Origin of the sequence: Sutterella sp. (assembly GCF_030539355.1) — a bacterium.
Taxonomy (GTDB): Bacteria; Pseudomonadota; Gammaproteobacteria; order Burkholderiales; family Burkholderiaceae_F; genus Sutterella.
On record NZ_JAUNSF010000011.1, the window covers coordinates 18,144 to 39,746 of the forward strand.

The window sequence follows — 21,603 nt, forward strand, 5'->3', positions numbered from 1 at the left end:
AATGTCGAAACTCCTTGCAGCAGTCAACAACTCGATCAACATCCGGGAGCCGTACTTCGATCCGAGCACGGTTGTGACCGGCGAGCCCGACGACGAATACAGGCTCGCTCCCGACCGCGCCGTGCGGCTCAGCAACCCCGAGGCCGGCATGCTCACGAACCTGTGGGGCGGCCTGAAGATGGGCTACTCCGGCATCGAGCAGGGCACGCTCTGGTCGGAGATGCGCGACAAAGGCATCGAGTTCGATGCTGCCGGCCTGCCGCTCGACAAGGGCTTCCGCCGCAAAAACCAGGCGCTCGAGGACGCGCTCTTCTCCGCGAGCGTCGGCATCAACCAGGACAGCTTCAGCTACGACCTGGGCAACCTCCTCGGCTCAGTGGTGGGTGGTGCGTTGCATTCTGCGCGCGGCGCTGCCGTCGCCGGCACGATGGGTGCCTGGTGGCTGAGCGCCACGGGCGCAGGCGCGGCTGCCGGCTCGATCGTTCCGGGCGTCGGCACTGCCGCAGGTGCGGCCGCAGGCGCCGCCGTGAGCGCCGTGGGCACGGCCATGGCCACCGCGGGCACGTTCGACTCGATGTACCAGGCCGAGGGCGGCAACTCCTTCCGCGACATGGTGCAGGCCGGCATCGACCGCCGCACGGCGATGTACGCCTCGTCGGTGGTCGGACTGCTCAACGGCGGCCTCGAGGCCGGGAACGTGAAGGTGATGCTGAGCCCGCTCCTGCGCCCCGTGCTCGAGTACGCCGAGCGCGAGATCACCGCAGCGGCGCTCAGGCAGATAACGCAGGGCTACGCGCTCCGCACTGCGGCGAAGGCGTACGGCGTCAACGTGGCGAGCGAGACGGCGACCGAGGTCGCGCAGCAGGCCATCACCATGGCCATGGGCGAGTTCGCGCGCTACATCTCGACGCCGGACCGCCCCGGCCTGACGGCCGAGGAGGTGTGGGATGAGCTCTCGAGCACGGCCGTGCACGCCTTCCGCGGCATGGTGCTCATGGGCGGCCTGACGGCGATCCCCTCCTACGGCTACCAGGCACACCGCGCGCGGCAGGCCGAGAAGACCGTCGAGTTCTTCGAGAAGCTGCAGAGCAGCGCGCCGACCATTCAGACCGCGACCGATCCGCGCGGCATGGCCGAGCGCATCGTGCGCGACGAGGGCGGCAGCGACGTCAAGACCGTCTACATCGACGGCAAGGTGTTCAACCAGGCGCTCGTCGACAACGGCGTGAGCCGCGAGGATCTGGCCAAGGTGCTGCCCGATGTGGCGGCGAACCTCGATCAGGCCGTGCTCAACCATGCCGACGTCGAGATCCCTGCCGCGGTCTACGCCGAGACGATCGCCGGCACGCCGCTCGGGCAGAACCTCATGCAGCACGTGCGCCTGGATCCCGAGGCCGAGTCGTACTTCGAGATGCGGCAGTCCGAGCGCGTCACGGGCGAGATGCTCGAGGCCATGCGCGAGCTCGAGCAGAACCCCGAGCAGGCCGAGGCGAAGATCAGCGAGGCCGAGCAGCGCCTCGAGAAGACCGAGACGGACGAGCAGAAGACCTTCCGCCGCGAGCTCATCGAGCGCATCAAGGAGGAGATGCGCGCGACCGGCGCACCCCTCAGCGAGTCGCAGTTGTCGGCGTCCGCCCGCATGGTGGCGACGATCGTCGGCAACACCGCGCGCCGCAGGGGCATGTCCTATCAGGAGGCCGAGAAGCTCCGTCCGCGCTTCGTGAGCCGCGCGCCCGAGGGCGTGCTGAACCAGGGCGCCATCGCCGAGCCGGTCACCGAGCTCACGCCGGCAGAGGAGCAGATCCTCCGCGATGCCAAGCTCGAGCCTGAGGTCGAGGAGGACCTGCGCAGGCAGATTCTCGCCGCGCATGAGACATATCGCCCCGAGAACGGCTGGATGCCCGTCGAACTCTCGAAGATCAAGAAGGGCGACGATGGCTACGCGCCGGAGTTCAAAACGAGCGCTTACACATTCAATCTTGACGACAACGGCAAGGCGCTGAAGCGCGGCACTCCCGAGTACACGGACCGCGTGATCGCCATCTCCGACGGTCTCGTTGAGGAAGTGCGTGCGATCTACCACCGCATGCTCGACGGCGACAAGGAGGCTGCGAACATCATCGGACAGGCGTCCTGGTACAAGGCCATGCGCAGCCGCCTGCGCGAGGAGTTTGGCTCTGCCGGCGACGTGCTCGCCGACCTGCTCGGCGCGACCTCTCCGAAGACCCCTGTGCGCGAGAATTGGCAGTCAGCAGTCGACATCATGCGCCAGCTGACGCGCGGCAACTGGGACGAACTTCTGCCCGTCTGGGAGGACTGGGACAAGCAGCGCATCGCGACACTGCAGGCCATCAGCGACCTTGTTGACAAGGAGCGCCCGTACACCGTTGACGCCAATGGCAGAAAGAAGTACGCGGTCAGCGCGGACAAGGTCAAAGAGCTTCCTGAGTACAAGAAGCTCGAGGAGCTTTCGAAGAAGCTCGCCCAGATAGTCAATTACCGGCTCCCCCGCAAGGAGTCGGGCGCGCTCTACAGCACCAACTCAGGCAACGCTCTGAGAGCGATTCTTGGTCACTGGCGTGAGGTGCGAAACGCGAACCCGCTTAAGCGAGTCGGCAAGACCGCGCCGAAGGCGATCACCTTCGCTGGCAACCTGATCGGCTACGCGCCGGGCGCGACCATCGACGTGTGGGCTGCGCGCCTGCTGCAGCGACACGCCGGCAAGCTCCGTGTGGCGCCGCGTGCCGAGGGTGCCGTCAAGGGCGATCTGACGATTGACGAAGACGGAAACTGGGAAAGCACCGGGCAGTTTGGCCTCGGCCAGGATGCCATGCACCGCGCTGCCGAGCTCATCCGCGCGGATCCCGAGCTCTCGCAGGATGAGCGGCTGCGCACGGTGCAAGACGATGACCTGCAGGCCGTCGTGTGGTTCGTCGAGAAAGAGATCTGGACCATCAATGACTGGACGACCGCCGAGGGCGCCGGCGGCTCCTTTGAGTACGAGGCCGATCTCGAGGGCAACCCCGACCGCGAAGGCATCAGGAATGCCCGCTCAACACTGAACCGCGCCGACAGCACCGAGGAAGAGAGGCAGGCCGCGCGAGAGTTTCTCGAGGCCGCCAAGGATCGCGTCTCGCGCTACCAGGCCGGCATCTCGCTCACGATGGGCAAGGGCACTCAGGGCGCCGACTTCATCCCGCAGGACGCCGACCAGGCTGTCGCCGCGCGCCGCATGCGCGACGCCGCCGTGGCCGCCGACGACGGCGTGCATCTGCTTTCCTTCCACGCGAACACCACCGACGGCGTCTACATGGGCTCGCACGAGACCTCCTTCGACGTCGAGCTCGTGGCCCGCACCGGCTACGATCCGTCGAACGTGTTCCGCACCGTGATCGACATCGCGCGCTCGAAGCACCAGGACTCGACCTTCATGAGCCGCGTGCTGAAGGACGGGGAGAAGGTTGATTACCTGCGCCACCGTCCCGGCGTCGAGATCTATTTCAAGGAGGGGCACCCGTACGACAGCGAATACGTCAAGACTCTGATCAAAAAAATTGAGGGGGAGGGCGTCACGTTCTACACTGTGATTACGGACGCTCGCCCCTCGGCCGACGCTCGCGCGGGTCGCATGCCCAACGCCACCGGCATCCGATTTCAGTTCGTGCCGGAGTTCAATGCGGATGCGTTTGAAGGGCTTTCCGATCAAGAAATCGAGGCTGCCGTAAAGGCGGAGGCCAATAAATACGACGACATCGTTGAGTCTTGCAGAGATATTGAAGGCATTACTTACGCGGATGTGGCCTGGTATGACACGACCGTAGTCTTCAGGAAGGAATATGACGAACGACTCACCCCACAGAACGTACACGATGAAGGAAGTGCTCGAGGAGAGGTACCAAACCTTTCTGAAGGAGGGCAGGGATCCGAACTCGCGGCAGATGCTGCACATTCGGGAGAAGATCGCGATCATCGAGCGGAAGGAGAGGATGCAGGAGCTCAGGGAGAACGAGCCGGAGCGCTACCGCTTCTTCATGGGCGGCCCGAACATTCACGAGTAGAGATCGGCTCGAGCATCCGCGACGGCGTGCGCCGTGCGCGCGAGCACTACGCCTGGCACGAGACGCATAAGCCCTCCAAGGAGGAGCTCGCGGTCGCCACGCAGAACGAGCCCGAGCTTCCCAAGCCTCAGGAAGGCATCTACAAAGTGGATGCCGAGATTGAGAAGCAGGAAGAGATCAACCGCCTCGAGGAAGAGGCCAAGGCCGAAGCAAAGCGCTCCAAGAAAAAGAGCAAGGGAAAGGCGAAGGCCGGCGAGCTCAATCAGCCGTCCATCCAGCAGAGGAATGAACAGAGATATGCCAACATCAACCCGAGAGAACGCAAGGGGCTCTATCGCATCGACGGCGGTGCCGACCTCCGCGCAGACATCCGGCAGGGAGGGCTGGCGGCCCAAGGTGCCGTATTCCGAGAAGAAGCTCAGACCGATCTCCGCGGAGACGAGGGCGTACGTGCAGAAGAAGCTCGCGGAGCTTCGACAGCCAGCTCCGAGGGAAGAGATGACGCTCGAGGCCGCAGCGAAGCGGTACGGAATGACGGTCGAGGAACTCGAGGAGGTGTATCGCGAGCACGGACTCTGATCGACGACAAGCGCGCGACCGTCGTCAAGGTATGGCGCGCCGGCGGCACATCTGAGACCGGCCTGCGGGGCTACCTTGAGGAGAATGTGCGCCTCAGCGGCGGCAGAGTGCTCGACGCTGCAACGGACTTCTACGAACTCGAGTCCGGCGCCAAGTCCGCGAAGGTCTTCTGGGAGAAGTGCCGCTCGGCCAAGCGCAGTCAGCTGTTCGGAGCTTGTGTCGATCTCAAGAGCCGTGCGGAGCTCAAGGGGCTGCGTCTTTTCCTCTCGCCGGACGGACAGTCTGGCTTCGCGCTCAAGAACGGCGATGACATTGTTTCGGTCTTCAGCAAAAAGGGTTCTCAGGCCGGTCTTGCTGTCGTTCACTGTGCCATTGCCGCCGGCGGCCGCCGTCTGGATTGCTTCAACACCATCCTGCCCGAGTTCTATGGCAGTGCGGGCTTCATTCCTGTCGCGCGTGTGAAGTTTGACCGGCAGTGGGCGCCGGACGGCTGGAACTACGATCTGTTTGACCGCTTCCAGAGCGGCGAGCCCGACATCGTTTTCATGGTGTATGACGGCGAGGCTCGCGAGAATCTGGTCACGCCCGACCGCATTGAGGCCATTGACTACGCCACCGACTACGACGCCGGCGAGGACATGCAAGTCGCTTTCGTGGACGCACTCTCTGAGACCAGCGAGGCGCTCGAGCGCACGGTTGCAGAGGCGAGTGAGAACGCGGCACCTGGCTCGCTGCAGCAGGACGCCCGCGGCGGCTTTAACACTGCGACCAACGAGATCAGCCTGAGCCTCAACTCCGACGTCTCGACCGTCGTGCACGAGATGGGGCACTGGTACCTCGAGAACCTGCTCGCGGCGGCGACCGACCCGAACGCGAGCGCGCTCTTTCGCGAGGACGCGCAGACCATCCTCGAGGCGCTCGGCCTCAAGAGCGTCGACGAGTGGAACGCGCTTGACTTCGAGCAGCGCCGCCCCCTGCACGAGCGCTTCGCGCACTGGGCCGAGCTCTACATCACCACCGCGAAGGCGCCGACGCCGAAGACCGAGGGCTTCTTCCGCCGCATGGGTGGCTGGGTGATCGACGTCTACCGCGCAGTGAAGTCCACGATCGAGAGCCGCATCGGTGCGCAGTACCAGGCTGCGACCGGCGAGGCGCTCCCCGAGATCTCGCCCGAGGTCCGCAGGGTCTTCGACCGCATGCTCGTGGGCGAGGAGGCCATCATCAACGCCGAGCGCGCCGAGGGTCTCGAGCCGCTCTTCGAGAGCAAGCCCGAGGACATGTCCGACGAGGAGTGGCGGCAGATCATGCTCGAGCGCGATGACGCCGAGCGTGCCGGCGCGGAGAAGATCACGGCCGCGCATGCCCGCGACGAGAAGTGGTACGCCAACGCGCGCGAGCGCGAGCGCAAGAAGATCGACAAGCAGGTCGCCGAGCTCCGCAAGCAACTGCGCGAGAAGGCCGAGCGCAAGATCAACGGGCGCAAGGACGTCATCGCCGTCGACATCCTCAAGACCGGCGGCAAGGCTTTCGGCATCGAGAACCTCAAGCTCGACCCGGACAAGCTCCGCGCTGCCGGCCTCTCCGAGCGCACGACGGCGAAGCTCATCGCCATGGGCGTCACCAAGCACGGCGGCCTCTCGCCCGAGCAGACGCTGCAGCTGCTGCAGCCGTTCGCGCGCTTCACGAACGTGCGCCAGATGATCAGCCAGATCGCGGCCTGCGGCGACAAGGAGCAGATGATCGAGGACGAGATCACGGCGCGCCTGGTGGCCCAGCACAGCGAGCTCGTCGACCCCGCGAGCGTGGAGCGCCTCATCACCGAGGCTCTGCACAACGAGGCCCGAGGCCGCATGGTCGCGCACGAGCTCGCCTACCTCGCCGGCGACAAGACCGGCAACTCGAGGATCTACCGCGCCGCGGCCCGCAGGGCAGCCGAGCAGCTGCTCTCGCGCATGCCGGTCAGGGACATCACCGCGCGCCGCTTCATGCGCGCCGAGGCCCGTGCCGCGCGCGAGGCGCAGGAGGCTTTCAGCAAGGGCGACCGCGAGGCGGCCGTGCTCGCCAAGCGCGCTCAGCTGGTGCAGCACGAGGCGGCGCTGCTCGCGCTCAACTACACCGCCGAGCTCGACAACTTCAAGAGCCTGCGCGGGAAGGTCTTCGGCAACAACACGAAGCTCGCGAAGACCCGCGACCTCGACATCGTGAACATCGCCCGCTACCTCATGACCAACAAGGGCCTGGGGCACAGCGCGAAGCCCGTCGACGGCGCGGCCGCCGATGAGTACATCAAGAATCTCAAGGCGCACGACGAGAACAAGTTCGAGGCTTACAGGGCCATGGTCAAGGACGGCGGCTTCACGGGCGTCATGTTCCCTGACATGCCGATGGGTGAGGCGCACGAGTTCATGGAGAACGTCCGCGCGCTCTGGCGACAGTCCGGCGAGGCGCGCAAGCTCGAGCTCGACGGTCAGCGGCTCGACCTCGAGGAGGCCGTCGACGCGCTCGTCAAGACCGCCGAGGCTCGCCCGCACAAGGGCAAGATCGCCGGCAAGCTGCACGCCGTCGACAGCGACGACAAGGCGGCCTTCGGGCTCCGCGGCATCGCGGCCCAGCTGGTGCGCGTTGAGAACCTCTGCAGATGGTTCGACGGCGGCACCCAGGGCGCCTTCACCAACTACATCTTCCGTCCGATCGTGAACGCGACCGCGCGCTACCGCGTCAAGAACAACGAGCTCCAGAAGCAACTCGCCGACTTGATCGAGCCGATGCACGTGCGCTGGGAGCTCGTGCGCAACATCGAGGCGCCCGAGATCAACTACACCTTCCGCAACAAGGCCGAGCTCATCGCGGCGATCCTGCACACCGGCAACGCCTCGAACAAGCGCAAGCTCCTCCTCGGCGGCCGCGGCAAGGACCGCCCCTGGGGCAAGATCGCCGAGGACCAGGACGGCAACCCGACGGGCGAGCTCGACAGCAGCGCCTGGGACAACTTCATCGCCCGCATGTACCGCGAGGGCTATGTCGACGAGCTTGACATGGACTTCGTGCAGGCCGTGTGGGATACGCTCGAGTCGACCAAGCACGAGGCCCAGGTGGCCTACCGCAAGATGTTCGGCCGCTACTTCCAGGAGATCGAGGCGACCGAGATCGAGACCCCCTGGGGCACCTACCGCGGCGGCTACGTGCCGGCCGTGACCGACCACTACCTGGTCGACGAACGCAGCAGGCAGGAGGAGATCGAGCGCGCGCTCTCGCAGGACACGTACCTCAAGGTTATGCCGGTCAACGACCCCGGCTTCGCGCAGAGCCGCGTCGAGGGCTACAACCGCCCGCTCGCGCTCGACATCGGCAGCTTGACGGGGCACGTGCAGAAGGTGCTGAAGTTCTCGATCATCGGCCCGGCGGCTCAGGAGGTCTCAAAGGTCGTGCAGAACCGAGAGTTCCGCGAGGCGGTGAACCTGCACGGCGGCCACTTCCTCGACAAGGTGATCGAGCCGTGGATCAAGCGCTCGTACGAGCAGAGCATCAGCGACGGCAAGGTCGACGAGGTGAGCTCTGCACTCAATCGCCTGCGCAGCCTCGCCGGCATGAACATCATGGTCGGCCACATCATCAACGCGCTGCAGCAGAGCACCGGCCTCTCGATCGCCGCGGCGCTCGTCGGCAGCAAGGAGATCGCGCACGCCTTCTCGGCCTACATCCGCTTCCCCGGCAAGACCCTGCAGGAGATCGCGGACCGCTCGCCCTTCATGAAGGCGCGCCTTGAGGACCGCTCCTTCGAGTACGAGTCGCAGACGCGCCGCGCCGGCGCGACCGACGCCATCCCGGTGAAGGAGGCTCGCGGCGCCTTCAACAAGGTCGCCGCGCTCGACGCGAAGCTCGAACCCGCGCGCGCCGCTGTGGGCCGCCTCGGCTACTTCCTGCAGAGCGCGATGCAGAAACCGATCGACGGCATCGTGTGGACGGCGGGCTACAACAAAGCCATCCGCGAGGGCATGTCCGAGCAGGACGCTGTCGCCGAGGCCGACGCGCTCGTGCGCCGCACGCAGTCCGACTTCTCGCCCGAGAACCTCTCCGAGGTCGAGACCGGCAGTGCGCTCTACCGCGCCTTCCTGGTGTTCTACAACTACTTCAACATGCAGCTGAACCTGCTCGCCGAGCGCGGCATGCTCGCGCGCGAGACCAAGCAGTACGGGCGCTTCGCCAAGGAGGCGCTGCTCATCTCGTGGGTGCCGTCGGTCCTCTCCGCGGTCATCCTGCGCATGATCGTGGGCGGCTGGGACACGGACGATGACGACGACTGGGATGCGTACGACGCGCTGCAACTCTTCGTCGGCGAGCCGCTCAAGGGCGTCATTGCCATGGCGCCGTTCATCGGATCCGGGGTGAACTCCGTCGCAGCGTACTGGGCAAATGATGACTCACTGCCGCTGCACGGCACGCTCGAGACGCTCTGGGGCAAAGACCCCTACGTCGGGCGTGTTATGAGTTCCCCGGCCGTTGACCTTGTTGTCGGTGCTGCCGGCGGCGTGGCCACGGTCGCCCGCACGGTGACCGGCGAGGAGCAGCCTAACGCGCGCACGGCCATGCGCAACTTCCTCGATCTGCTCTCCGTGGTGCTGAGGCTCCCGGTCGGCGCACTCAAGAAGGAAGCGGGCTACATGGCGGGCGTCTATGCCGACGAGATCCACCCGGAGAACGCCGGCGACTTCGTACAGGGGCTGTTGCGCGGCCGAGGAGAGGACTAAATGAACCACCCCCAAACAGAGAATAGGATTATGCAAGCAATGCCTGCGTTTGGATGCGTGACTAGATAGGTCATAAGAGCGCTTATTGCGCAGTTACGAGTGTGAAAAATAAAAACTCTGAATAAGCTATATACAAAAGCAATTATTAAATAAACTAAAAATATTATATAGAGAACGGTCAAAGGCCTTTCTAAAAAGGCCTCAAATAGATCTCGAGAATCGAGCGCCTGCACAATGAATGGAGTGGCGACCAAGAGAAGGATGTCCAAAAGGACACACTTCGCGTAGTAAAAGGCGGTCTCGCGGTCGATCATCTCTGGCTCCTGCAGCTGCTGACTCTCTCATTCTGCCCGACCGTGCCGCGGAGTTGAAGCCCCGCGCACGGTCTACCGCTGACGTGCGTGGTCGTGCGCAGGGCGTGCATAAAGCGCAGCGCCTCCAGGAGGACACTCCTCCGCAGATTCTTCTGGAGGCACGCCCAATGGCAATCCCTGACGAGACCCGCCGAGCAGGACCGTACACCGGCGACGGCAGCACGACCGAGTTTTCCTTCGGCTTCAAGGTGTTCGGCACCGATCAGGTCGCGGTCTACATCTCAAGCGAGGACGGCAACTCTGACGTCGAGCTCGCGTCCTCGGCCTACACCGTCACGCTGTCCGAGGACCAGGACAACGCGCCCGGCGGCATGATCACGCTCAGCGAAGCGCTTGCGAGCGGCACGAATCTGTCGATTCTCTCCGCGGTGCCGTACACGCAGGAGATGGCGCTCACGAACCGCGGCGGGTTCTATCCTGACTTGCTCAACGAGTCCGCGGACAAGGCAGTTGCGCTCATCCAGCAGCTGCTCGAGCAACTCGACCGCGCGATCAAGACGCCGACCACTTCGACCAAGACCCCGGAGGAACTCATGGCTGAGCTCCTCGCCGCGGTCCAGACAACCCTCGAGTACATGCAGTCCGCGGGGCTCGCTGCCGAGACGTGCGAGAAGATCCGTGCGCTCGTCGAGCAGTACTCCTGGGACATCCCGCACATTGTGGACACGCTCGACGCGGTCGAGAACTACCCCTACAACGGGTACTTCTGGGTCAAAGGTTTCGGCGATGTCGGCACGAAGGGCACGGACATTAGCAATCGCGTGGCCACGGCCTCAGGTAGTACGGTTCAGCGCACGCTCGGCGAGCGCTTCGCTGATGTCGTCAACGTCAAGGACTTCGGCGCAGTGGGCGACGGGGAGACGGACGACACGGCGGCAATTCAGGCGGCGATTGACCGAGCCGAATCCGTGGGCGGTGGAACAGTGCTCCTCCCTGCGGGCACGTATCTCGCAACGTCGATCACGCTGAAGGGCGGAGTGTACGTTGTCGGTGGCGGCTATGACGTGACTCAACTGAAGCAGATCGCCGGGACGAACGGAGATTTTGTCAAGACGGACGGGTTCGACGAGAGCGCGGAGCTTCTGCATTTCGGCCTGAGCAATCTTGAGATCGACGGCTCCTATCTCACGTCCAATTGGAAGGACTCGTCGGCGGACTACGGCAACACGAGCGGCAATGGCCTGAGCGTCTGCGGGCGAGGCTTCGTCATCAACGTGGGTATCTCGAATGTGGCCGGGATCGGTGCTCTATTCACGAAGCCGACGAGTACGGCTTTGGACGTTACGGACAACCAGATTTCCGACATCAGCATTTATGGCTCGGTTTTCGGTCAGGAAGGTCTGATAATCAGCGGCCCCGGAGATCATATTCTGCGCAAGGCTTTTATCGGCCTCGCGGGAATGCTCAAGTATTCTGAAGCCGTTTCCACCCGTTCTACCTCGAAGTATTACGAGGGTGAGGGTATTGACGGCATTGTGATCGACGGCACGAATATCGAGATTGGCGACATCCACGTTTATGCGTGTTGGGCGGGAACGGGTTTCAGGACTCGAAACACGGTGCGTCTCACGAAGGGTGGAAGGATTATCTCCGAGAGCAATTCGGCTCAGGTGAATCTTTCCTCGGGCACGTATGGCTCCGCCTTTATTGACGTGCGCAACCTCTCGCTCTACCACCCGGATTACATGGGTGCGGCTCCCGAGTACACGTTCCCCGATCCGAATTGGGATGCGGTCAGTGTGTATGGCGAGAACCTGAATCTTGAAATCACTTGCACTCGCACGATCACGGCCACGTCCCGCGTGGCCGGGACGTGCGGTCTCGCGCTCTATGCGGGCGCAACGGTCAAGTTCAGCTACGCCAACTCGACGGCACCAGACGGAGACGCGGAAAGCGGCTCGCTTTACTCGGGAACAGCGGTCTATGTTTCCCCGGATGTTCGTGGTGCGCGGCTGGACGCGAAGGTGAAGCGGTGCAATGGCACGGCCATCGACATGCAGGGCTACGCGAGTGACATCAGCTTCACGGCGAGTCAGTGCGTGGTTGGGCTTTCGCGTACCTCGGCCTCGAACAGCAAGCGCGGGAACAACATCAGCGGAAACATCGACAACTGCACGACGGGCTTTGTCTCCTCGGGCACTCCAATGTCGGAGACGATCCGCCTCTCGATGGAGCTCAGCACGGGACAGGTTCCCTTCAGCGGCGACAGACGCGATTTGAACCGTGCTCAGATTTGGGATATTTCGGCAAGCGTCGCCAGCACGGCTTATGCGAGCCGAAAGAATCTTTCCGTCGCATTATCGAATGACAGTTCTCTCGCTCAGCAGACAGTAACCGTGGAACACCATTGCATATATACTCCTAGGGTTAACGAGATTCAATATTCGATTTCCGACGCGGCTACGATCAGCACGAATTTGGAATATTGCCGATTAAACAGCATCGACGATACGAATCTGACCTTTGCCTATAAATACAGCGCGGCGGCGACGGGCGCGGATAACTGCATCGTCAACGTCTTTTTAGGATAAAACATGGCTTCTCTTTCTAGAAACTACGTGCCGGGTGCGGCTCTCGTGAAGAAGAGCGACGACGGCATCTTCATCCTGCAGCAGCCCAAGGGCGTGGAAGATGAGTCGGTGGTGACTCCGAGTGGCGGCAACACACCCAGAAGCCTTGCGGCACACTTCGCCGACATCGTGAATGTCAAGGACTACGGTGCCGCGGGCGACGGCGTGACGGACGATACCGAGGCTGTCTCAGCCGCATTAGCATCCATTCCGGACACGGGGGCGACCCTTTACTTCCCTCCGGGAACCTATCTGATTTCTGCGGCTTTCAGCATCGCGAAACCCGTGCGAATCTGTGGCATGGCGACCATCCGTCAAACAACTACAGCCATTGAGGGATCGTTCATCATCACAGGCGGTCCTGTGTCTATCAGCGGTCTCATCTTTGACCTTGCTGAGAAGGGCGGCTCTGACGAGGTGAATGACACCGCGATCATGCTCAACCTCGGCGCGCAGGACGTGAACATCGAAGATTGCCTGTTCACCGGCTTCGTGACGGGTATCGCCAGCACCACCGATAACGTCGAGCCGTTCATCTCCGGCATCAACGTTTCCCACTGCACCTTCCGAGACTACGAGTTCGGCATTCTTCTTGACGACTTCATCGGCGCGAGCATTACTCAGTGCCGTGGGTATGACATCAAATGCACGCGAACGGATACGTCTCAATCCTCCGGGTACAAGCCGCCGCATCTGGTCTACGTCACCGACAGAAGCGGCAACCCCAAGCGGGGCTTGACGATTTCCGATTGCTATGAGTATGGCAATACCTACAGCAGTTCGATCAAGGTCAGAAATGTAACGGGGCTGACAGTAATCGGGAACGTGTCCGAGGGATGTGTACGAGGTCTTGAGCTTGAGAAGTGCTACGACTTTGTGTTCTCGGGAAACGTCGTCAGAAACAAAATAACTTCTGCCGACGACTCGATTAGCCCGGCGTTCAACTTCCGTATGATCGGCGATGGCGTTATTACCGGGAATACAATTTCAACAGGAGTAATTACTTCACCGCTAATCAGGGTTACCTATAACCCGGACGATACCGATCAGACTCCCTGTTATCGCCTTAAGATTGCAGATAATTTAGTTTCCTATCAGGCAACGTCAGATTCGCCGACTTATCTGATGTATCTGAACATCGTTAAGGATACGATTATTAGCGGGAACGTGTTCCATAATACGACCGAGTCCGAACCTTCTGCGCGGAGTTTAATCTACGCCACTACGAGTAACTCCATCATCGTCAAGGACACGGCTTACATGGGCGTAGTTCCCGACAATTCAACTATTCTTCATGTAACCGCGAACGACTGCGACGACTTACGAGTTCTCAGAAACGCCGCCTTAATGCCTTTGGATGGAAACCCGAGCAGTACATTCACAAACTGTACGAATACCTATGAGGGCGGAGATGATGTTATTCCGGTAAATAACCGAGCAAGCGCTACGGGTTTCCATGTTTATCAAAACAAGGGCATAGGTTTTTCTCCTACTTCGAGTTCAGGCGTTATCGTTGGTCTCGCTCTGTGGGTTGCCGACGAGAAGAACACAACTCGAAGCGAGGCCCTCCGAGCGATTTACACGACTTCAGGTCCGAGAATCTATTCCTTGGGTGACGGCGGCAATCGATTCGCAAGTGGACTTCAGCCCATCACAGATAACACTGCTCCGTTGGGCGCGGCATCCTACCGATGGACTCAGGTCTACGCCGCCTCGTCCACGATCAGCACGTCGGACGAGCGCGAGAAGACCTCCGTGGCCGAGCCCGACGAGGCGCTCATGCGGGCATGGGGCGCGGTCGGCTTCAAGGTGTTTCAGTTCAAGGACGCCGTCGAGAAGAAGGGCACTGACGAAGCTCGCCTCCACATGGGCGTGATCGCCCAACAGGTGATCGAGGCTTTCGCGGCTGAGGGCTTGGATGCCACGCGCTACGGCCTCCTTTGCCATGACACATGGGAGGCGAAAGAAGCCGTGCTTGATGAGGACGGCAACGTGATCGAGCCCGCTCAGGAGGCCGGGGATCGCTACGGCATCCGCTATTCCGAGGCCCTTGCGCTCGAAGCTGCGTATCAGAGGTGGAAGCTCGGGAAGATCGAGTCGAAGCTCTCCGCGCTCGGCCTCGCACTGGCTGACACCGAGGAGAGCGCGTGATGTCCGACATCCTCTCCTCGCTCTCCCACGCCGGGCTTGCGCTTGCGGCTCAGACCGTGCTCGGCGGCATCGCCTACGCTCTTGGCTGTCCGCTCCCCACTGCGGCGGTCATCGGCGGGGCTGCGGCCACGGGCTTCTACTACGGGCGCGAGGTAGCTCAGGCCGAGCGCAAGGCCGGGACGCCGCCTTGGTACTCGGGCTTTCTGCCGAGCAACTGGAGCCAGGACAACGCGCTTGACTTCGCGTTCCCTGCGCTCGCGTGCGCGGCGGTGATCGCGGTCGCCTTCGTCTGCACGGGCGGGTCCTAGCACGGCCTCTGGCTGCTCATCTGCTGGCCCCGCGCCCGCGGATGAGCAAACACCCGCAGAGGTCTCGCTCGACGCGACAGCGGCCACGCCAGCGCGTCCTGCGGGCATCTCCTGCGGCGTGCATATACCGCGCCCGCACCGCTCGAAACTCTCCTGCATGGGCATCCCGCCCGGACTCATGCAGGAGGCTTTTTATGTCTCTCATCAGCAAACTCGCCGCCTCGGTCTCGTCCTCGAGCGAGGCGGACAACGCGGCCTCGGCGCTCCTCGCCAAGCTCGGCATCACGGACATCACGGACGCGCTGAAGACCGCGGCCAAGAAGGCGCTCTCGGACATCGACACGGCCGTCGAGGAAGAGAAGGCCGAGATGGACACGGCGACGCGCCGCAAGTGCCGCCTCTGGTACGGCATCGGCGCGGCCGTGCTGGTCGTCGCGGCCTCGGTCGGCTTCTTCTCGCTCGGCTACCACATCGGCCTGCGCGCGATCGGGGGCTAAGCCATGCCGGAGAAGAGCCCGCAAAACTGGTCACTGCTGACGCTCCTCGTGTCGGTCATTGTGCCGTTGTGCGGCGGAGCGATTCAGTACCGGCAGGCGCACAAGCTCGGCGACTGGTCGCTCGGCACCTTCCTCGCGGACATGTTCACGAGCGGCTTCGTGGGCTTCATGGTCTTTTGGGTCTGCCATGACGCGCTCGAGCAGCCCGACTCGATCTGCGCCGCGCTCGCGGGCTTCGCCGGCAACTTGGGCGTGACCATCTTTGACTACGCACGGTGGGCGCTTCGGCGCCGCATCGGCATGCCGCCCGCGGAGCAGGGCAAGGGAGAGGAGCAATGACGGCAGCCAGGGGCATGCGAAATCAGAACCCGGGGAACATTCGCCGCACCGCGGAGGTGTGGAAGGGCATGTCCACGATCCAGGGCGACCCGGACTTCGTGCAGTTCTCCGCGATGAAGTGGGGCTGCAGGGCGCTGGTGAAGACCCTGCGCACGTACGTCGAGAAGCGCGGCCTGCAGACCATCCGGCAGATCATCGGCCGATGGGCGCCGGCGAACGAGAACGACACGATGAGCTACATCCGCTCGGTCTCGTCGGCGATGCGCCGCGATCCGGATGAGGTGCTGCACTTCAGCGACGACCCGCTCCTCTACCTCGACCTTGCGAAGGCGATCGCGCGGCATGAGTGCGGGCCCGAGGCCGAGAGCATCTCGAGCGATGGCTGGGAGTTTGCGCTGCAGGAGGCAGGCGTGTGACCCCAAATAAAATAGAGCCGCCCGAGGGTGGAATCTCGTGCGGCTCCCGTTTCTATACCAATTTGGAACCTGGTATGCAAAGGATTTTATCAGACCTGCTGAGGCCGGTTGTGTTGAAGCTGCTCGAAAGCTCGCCGTTTGTGCGGGCGCTTTCGTTCCTGATTCTGCTCGTCGTTGCGGCGTGGGCGGGCCGGTTCGTGCTGATCGCCCTCGGCCTTGATGCCCAGCTGCCGCGGTTCGCGCAGGGTTTCGCGACGGCGCTCGCGTGGTTCGCGGTGTGCCGTTGGGCGCTGCCGAACCTCGTGGAAAACTTCCCTGCGCGGAAGATCTTCTGGGGCGGGTTTCTGCTCATTCTGGCCGCCGGCGCGGCGGTCGATCTTTGGGGGTGAGGGATGAGCCTCGGCACACTGTCAGTCTTCGGTCTCGGCGCCGGCGCGGTCATCGCGCTCGTCGGCGCCGGGTTCATCAGTGGCTGCGTCTACAAGGACGCCTCGCACAGGGAAGAGACCGCGATCGCGGTCGCAACACAAGGAGCCAAAAGCTATGCACGGATGGTCACCGCGATCGACGCACTCACCACGCAGCACGCTGCTGATCTCGCTGCTGCTGACGCTCGCACTAAGCGGGTGCAGCAGTCTGTCGAGTCCCGCGTCAAGCGAGCCAGCGCAGCTGCCTGCAGTGCTGAGCGAGCCGCAGTCGCCCGCAGCGAAAGCCTACTCAGAGAAGCTCTCGGACTTCTCGAAGAGGGTGGCGGACTACTTCAGCGATGTGCCGGAGTTCACGACGCCGCAGTGACGGCGCGGTAAAATAGCGTCTGGGAAAATCAATTTAGGGCGAGCAGGAGCTCAACCCTTCGCGGGGTTGGGCTCTTTCTCTATCCACGCGAGCGGCAGGATCGTATCCGCCCAGCGCTGCATGATCGGCCGGCGCTGCTCGAGCAGGTCCGAGCGCTGGTACGCGCGCGTCACGGCGTTGCCGGTCTGGTGCTGGATCGCCTTCTCCGACAGGCGCTCGGAGATGTCCTGCTCGGCGGCCCAATCGCTGAAGCTCGAGCGGAAGCCGTGCATGGTGCCGCGGCCGACGCGCTTCCTGACAACCACGCGCGGGGTGTACTTGTTGATGTGCGTGCCGTCCTTGACCGGCGAGGGGAAGAGCCACTCCGAGTCATGCGGCAGCCGCTCGAGGAGCAGCAGCGCCTGCCGGCTCAGCGGCACGCGGTGAGGGTATCCCTTGCCGTCCTTGCGCCGCGGGCAGTACCACACGTCGCCCTTGATCTCCTCCCAGCGAGCCTCGCAGAACTCATTCGTGCGGGCGCCCGTGAGCGCGCCGAAGGCGATGGCCACCCAGGTGACCGGCGGATCGTTCCAATCGGTCTGCTCGAGCGCGTCGCGGATCTCCTGCACGGTGAGCGCCTCGAAGTGCTCGACCTTCTTGATCTTGCTCGGCGGCGCGAGGAAGTACGACAGGTTGCCGCGCCACACCGCGGGGTTGCCGGTCTTCATCTTCCCGGTCGCGATGCCGTAGGCAAAGAGCGCCTCGAGGCGCATGCGCACGCGCGAGGCCGTCTCGGTCTTGGTCTCCCAGATCGGCGTGAGCACGGCGAGCACGTCGTCGCGCGTGATGTCCTCGAGCGCCTTGTCGCCGATCGCCGGCAGCGCATAGGTCTCGATGCTCGTGCGCCACTGCAGGCCGCTCTTGGGGTTGCGCCAGCGCTTGGCCTTCGCGATCGCCGGCAGTGCTTCCTCGAAGAGCTTCGCGAAGGTGTAGACCTCGGGCTTCTCGGCCAGCTGGGCGCGCACGGTGCGGCGGTGCTCGACGGGATCGACGCCCTCGGCGACAAGTTGCCGGGCGCGCTCGAGCTTCTCGCGGGCGGCTGTGATGCCGACCTCGCCCACGCGCCCCAGGGAGAGCTCCCTGCGCTTGCCGGCCACGGTGTAGACAAAGAGCCAGGACGGGCAGCGACCCTCGCGCTTGCGCACGTAGAGGCCCCGCTCGATGCGGTGGATGCCTGCAGGGAGTTTGTCGATCTTCGCTTCAATTGAGAGCCGCGCCATAAGAACTGCCATAAGTGAGAGTGTTGCGATATGGTGCAGTATGGCGCGAGATGATCACTCTGTCGAGCAGAGGGCGGCCCCAATCCCCGCGCGGTGGCGCGAGATGTTGCAGGGTGATCGCGGGATGGCGCGCAATGGCGCGACAGCTTCGACGGACACCCCTTCCGCCAGACCTCTCCTGAGTTTTAAAAAACTCAGACGGGAGTGCCGCTAGAATGGAAACCCCGCAGCAGCAGTGCACGGGGTTTTTCTTTTGGGAAAAATTTCTCCACGCCTTTCCCTCTGATCTTTTCCGGTCAGACGGCACTTCTCACGGTCCTGCCTCGGGCACGGACGCTTCCAAACTCCAGACGCCCAAGACGATGGCTGAATTCACGCCCCAGACGATCCTTGAGGCCGCGCTTCTCACGGCGAGGAAACCCCTCACGATCCGTGACATGCGCCGGCTCTTCAATGACGAGCCCTCCGCGAAAGTGATCCGCGGGGAGCTCGAGGCGCTTCAGGCCTTCTGGCGGGGGCGCGGCATGGAGCTCGAGGAGCTCGCCGACGGCGGCTGGCGCTTCCGCACGGCGCAGGGGGCCATGACATGGCTCTCGCGCCTCGAGGAGGAGCGTCCCGCGCGCTACTCGCGCGCGGCGATGGAGACGCTCGCCATCATCGCCTACCGGCAGCCGGTCACGCGCGGCGACATCGAGGAGATCCGCGGCGTCACGGTGAACCCCGCGATCATCCGTCAGTTCGAGGACCGCGGATGGGTGGAGACCGTGGGGTGGCGGGAGACGCCGGGCAGACCCGCGCTGCTCGGCACGACAAAGACTTTTTTGAATGACCTCGGGCTCAAGAGCCTTGCGGACCTGCCGGCCCTCAGGGAGACGCAGTCCGAGGAATTCGCGCTCGGCCAAGAGGCACCTGATGCCGCCGGGCAGAACATGCAGGAATCGCCCGGTATCGGCACGATGCAGCTGCAGGAGGAACTTGATTTTGACCAGGACCAGCACGAAGCGCCCGCAGGCGCCCGAGAAGAAGCGCACCCCGTTCCGCGCCCCGCAGAAGAAGGCGGTGGTGAGGAAGCCCCGTCCGCAGACCCAGGAGACGCCGTGGGTGAGGAACGCTGACGGCACGACCGAGCACGTTGTCACCGAGAAGCTCCAGAAGGCGCTGGCTGACGCGGGCTGGGGCTCGCGCCGCGAGATGGAGCGCCTCATTGAGTCCGGCGTCGTCACCGTGAACGGGCAGCCCGCCAAGTTGGGCGACCGCGTCAAGGCCGACGACGTGATCCGCGTCGAGGGCCGCACGGTCCGCCGCCAGACGGGCGACGAGGCCGAGGCGCCGCGCGTGCTCCTCTACCACAAGCCCGCCGGCGAGATCGTCACCCGCGACGACCCTGAGGGTCGTCCGAGCGTCTTCGCGCACCTGCCGCGCGTGCCGGGCGGCCGCTGGATCGCCGTGGGGCGTCTCGACTTCAACACCGAGGGGCTCCTCATCTTCACGACCTCTGGGTCGCTCGCCAACCGCCTGATGCATCCGCGCTTCGAGCTCGAGCGCGAGTACGCCGTGCGCACCGTGGGCGAACTCTCGGAAGAGGATGCGCAGAAGCTCCTCGCGGGCGTCGACCTTGAGGACGGTCCGGCGAAGTTCGAGACCCTCACCGACGAGGGCGGCAAGGGGCTGAATCACTGGTACGCCGTCACGATCCGCGAGGGCCGCAACCGCGAGGTGCGCCGACTCTTCGAGTCCGTGAATCTCACGGTCTCGCGCCTCATCCGCGTGCGCTACGGCGACGTGGAGCTCCCCTCGGGGCTGCTCCGCGGCAAGATGAAGGAGCTCGAGCCCGCCGACGTGAAGCGCTGGATCGCCGCGCTCGAGCGCGCCGAGAAGGCCGTCTCCCCCGAGGCCGCCCGCGAGAAGGCCGAGGAGGTGAAGGCGGAGAAGGCCGCCGCCCGCATCCGCTGGCGCGAGCGCATGGAGCGCGAGGAAGCCGAGCGCACCGAGAAGGTTGAGCGCTCCGAGCGCCGCCCCCGCCGCGAGGGCGCGAGCGACCGCACGGGCGTTCCCTTCAAGGGCGCGCGTGACCTCTCCGAGCGTCCGACGCAGCGCGCTTACCGCAAGGACCGGGGCTTCGATGAGACGGAAGAGGCGGGCAAGGCCCGTCCCGCCCGCGGCCCGCGCGGTTCCTCCCGTGCCTCCGGTGCCGCGGGTTCGAAGGGTTCCAATGGTTCGAAGGGCGGCCGCGGGTACGGCCCGCGCGGCGGACGCCTCTGATTTAGAACGGAAATCGTCCGTTCATCCTCCGCTTTCCTCTCCCCGGACCCTGCGCTTCGGGGAAAGGGCGGCGGGAGGACGGCCCTGGATTCCTGTCCGGGGCTGTCAGCGAGCGCTCTCCCGGGGCCGGGGGAGGTGCTCGAAGGCGCTCAAAAAAGGCCAAAAAATCCGCGCGGCTTCTTGCGCCGCGCGGGTTCGCCTCCCTATAATCTCGGCCATTCCTCAACGGCCGGTCTGAGCCGCCCCGGGTTCGCAGCATGAACCGCGGGCCGGAGACCGAATGTTCCGTTTCAAGCCCCGCGAACACCGCTCCCCGATGTCTCTCTTCCTTTTGAGAGCCCTTCACAGCGGACTCCGGTGCCACGGAACAGAGAGGGGAAGCTTTTATTTCCCCTCGGACAAGCCTTGTTGAGACGTCGCATTCTGGCCGGCGCTCCGTGAACCTCCCCTCAAGAAAGGAGGTCCTTTGTGGAAGGAGCTCTGAGCCGCCCTCATCCCGGGCAAAGAGGCAGCGCTGAAAAGCGGAGCCGGAGCCTTTGGGAGGAAGGGAGAAGAGAAATGGGCCGTGTGAGCCCATTTTTTTTTGATTCTGGAGCGGAAAGCGGCGCCGCGCCCCATGGGGGACCATCGGGCACGGGGCCCTTTTTGCGTTTTTTTTGAAGGATATCGCCTGATGAATTCATCCTCCGGAGCGCTCGGCGCGCTTGTGGAAAAGACGGTTGAAGGCCTCGGATACGAGTTCGTTGACTGTGAGCGTCTTGCCCGCGGGCTCGTGCGCGTGACGATCGACACGACCGCCGAGGGCGGCATTTCGCTCGAGGACTGCGAGCGTGTGAGCGACCAGCTCACGCACCTCTTCACGGTCGAGGACGTGACCTACGAGCGTCTCGAGGTCTCCTCGCCCGGCGTCGAGCGCCCCTTGAAGCGCGCCCGCGACTGGGAGCGCTTCGCCGGTGAACTCGCCGCCGTCGAGCTCTTCGCCCCGATGAAGGCCGAGGGCTTTCCGGAGGCCGGCCGCCGCAAGCTCGAGGGCCGCATCATCGGCATCTCGGGCGAGTCCGGCGCCGAACAGATTGAATTTGACTACTTCGAGGTCGTCATCGCGCGCACGCCGCGCGCCGCCGCCCTCCGCTCGAAAAAGCGTCAGACGGTCGAGGCCGCGCCCGTGCGCGTCACCTTCCCGCTCTCCGAGGTCGAGCGCGCACACCTCATCAAGGAACTGAATTTCAAGGGTTAAGGAACTTAAA

General features: G+C 63.8%; 12 protein-coding genes. 11 read left to right on the forward strand and 1 reads right to left on the reverse strand.

Annotation, left to right across the window (positions count from 1 at the left end; genetic code table 11):
• Window position 1: 1 nt before the first annotated feature.
• The 8 genes from Q4F91_RS03555 (at window position 2) to Q4F91_RS03590 (ending at window position 16,429) form a co-directional block, all read left to right on the forward strand.
• Window positions 2-9,385 carry a hypothetical protein gene (locus Q4F91_RS03555; RefSeq protein ID WP_303334621.1) on the forward strand — a complete coding sequence of 3,128 codons (9,384 nt, stop codon included), beginning with the start codon at window positions 2-4 and terminating at the stop codon, window positions 9,383-9,385.
• A 481-nt stretch (window positions 9,386-9,866) separates the two neighbouring features.
• Complete coding sequence (locus Q4F91_RS03560; RefSeq protein ID WP_303334623.1) at window positions 9,867-12,290, forward strand: glycosyl hydrolase family 28-related protein; 2,424 nt, start codon at window positions 9,867-9,869, stop codon at window positions 12,288-12,290.
• Between the two features lie 3 nt (window positions 12,291-12,293).
• Window positions 12,294-14,480, forward strand: a complete 2,187-nt coding sequence (locus Q4F91_RS03565; RefSeq protein WP_303334625.1) for a glycosyl hydrolase family 28-related protein — start codon at window positions 12,294-12,296, stop codon at window positions 14,478-14,480.
• Window positions 14,480-14,788, forward strand: a complete 309-nt coding sequence (locus Q4F91_RS03570; RefSeq protein WP_303334627.1) for a hypothetical protein — start codon at window positions 14,480-14,482, stop codon at window positions 14,786-14,788. The genes Q4F91_RS03565 and Q4F91_RS03570 overlap by 1 nt, the downstream gene beginning before the upstream one ends.
• 194 nt (window positions 14,789-14,982) lie before the next feature.
• The gene (locus tag Q4F91_RS03575) at window positions 14,983-15,285 is read left to right on the forward strand and encodes a hypothetical protein (protein WP_303334629.1); all 303 of its coding nucleotides are present in this window, start codon (window positions 14,983-14,985) and stop codon (window positions 15,283-15,285) included.
• Between the two features lie 3 nt (window positions 15,286-15,288).
• Entirely contained in the window at window positions 15,289-15,624 is a 336-nt protein-coding gene (locus Q4F91_RS03580; protein WP_303334631.1) for a phage holin family protein, read from the forward strand.
• 14 nt (window positions 15,625-15,638) lie between these two features.
• Window positions 15,639-16,040 (forward strand): structural protein P5, encoded by a 402-nt coding sequence (locus Q4F91_RS03585; RefSeq protein WP_303334633.1) that lies wholly within the window; start codon window positions 15,639-15,641, stop codon window positions 16,038-16,040.
• A 113-nt stretch (window positions 16,041-16,153) separates the two neighbouring features.
• On the forward strand, window positions 16,154-16,429 hold the full coding sequence (locus Q4F91_RS03590) for a hypothetical protein (protein WP_303334636.1): 276 nt from the start codon (window positions 16,154-16,156) through the stop codon (window positions 16,427-16,429).
• Window positions 16,430-16,885: 456 nt separating this feature from the next.
• On the opposite strand, the gene Q4F91_RS03595 is transcribed toward Q4F91_RS03590, so the two are convergent.
• Window positions 16,886-18,106 (reverse strand): site-specific integrase, encoded by a 1,221-nt coding sequence (locus tag Q4F91_RS03595; RefSeq protein ID WP_303334638.1) that lies wholly within the window; start codon window positions 18,104-18,106, stop codon window positions 16,886-16,888.
• A gap of 350 nt (window positions 18,107-18,456) precedes the next feature.
• Here Q4F91_RS03595 and scpB point away from each other — a divergent pair, with 350 nt between their 5' ends.
• From scpB to rimP, 3 genes are all read left to right on the forward strand, one after another.
• Complete coding sequence (scpB, locus tag Q4F91_RS03600; RefSeq protein ID WP_303334640.1) at window positions 18,457-19,209, forward strand: SMC-Scp complex subunit ScpB; 753 nt, start codon at window positions 18,457-18,459, stop codon at window positions 19,207-19,209.
• Window positions 19,157-20,356, forward strand: a complete 1,200-nt coding sequence (gene rluB / locus Q4F91_RS03605) for a 23S rRNA pseudouridine(2605) synthase RluB (RefSeq protein ID WP_303334660.1) — start codon at window positions 19,157-19,159, stop codon at window positions 20,354-20,356. The genes scpB and rluB overlap by 53 nt, the downstream gene beginning before the upstream one ends.
• A gap of 673 nt (window positions 20,357-21,029) precedes the next feature.
• Window positions 21,030-21,593: a ribosome maturation factor RimP gene (gene rimP / locus Q4F91_RS03610; RefSeq protein ID WP_303334642.1), complete on the forward strand. Its 564-nt coding sequence runs from the start codon at window positions 21,030-21,032 to the stop codon at window positions 21,591-21,593.
• Window positions 21,594-21,603 lie beyond the last annotated feature (10 nt).

Bases quoted from the DNA above. Each gene is read 5' to 3' on its own strand.
- scpB (WP_303334640.1), top strand. From the start codon at position 18,457: ATGGCTGAATTCACGCCCCAGACGATCCTTGAGGCCGCGCTTCTCACG.
- Q4F91_RS03575 (WP_303334629.1), top strand. From the start codon at position 14,983: ATGTCTCTCATCAGCAAACTCGCCGCCTCGGTCTCGTCCTCGAGCGAG.
- Q4F91_RS03555 (WP_303334621.1), top strand. From the start codon at position 2: ATGTCGAAACTCCTTGCAGCAGTCAACAACTCGATCAACATCCGGGAG.
- Q4F91_RS03580 (WP_303334631.1), top strand. From the start codon at position 15,289: ATGCCGGAGAAGAGCCCGCAAAACTGGTCACTGCTGACGCTCCTCGTG.
- Q4F91_RS03560 (WP_303334623.1), top strand. From the start codon at position 9,867: ATGGCAATCCCTGACGAGACCCGCCGAGCAGGACCGTACACCGGCGAC.
- Q4F91_RS03565 (WP_303334625.1), top strand. From the start codon at position 12,294: ATGGCTTCTCTTTCTAGAAACTACGTGCCGGGTGCGGCTCTCGTGAAG.
- rimP (WP_303334642.1), top strand. From the start codon at position 21,030: ATGAATTCATCCTCCGGAGCGCTCGGCGCGCTTGTGGAAAAGACGGTT.
- Q4F91_RS03595 (WP_303334638.1), bottom strand. From the start codon at position 18,106: ATGGCAGTTCTTATGGCGCGGCTCTCAATTGAAGCGAAGATCGACAAA.
- Q4F91_RS03570 (WP_303334627.1), top strand. From the start codon at position 14,480: ATGTCCGACATCCTCTCCTCGCTCTCCCACGCCGGGCTTGCGCTTGCG.
- Q4F91_RS03585 (WP_303334633.1), top strand. From the start codon at position 15,639: ATGCGAAATCAGAACCCGGGGAACATTCGCCGCACCGCGGAGGTGTGG.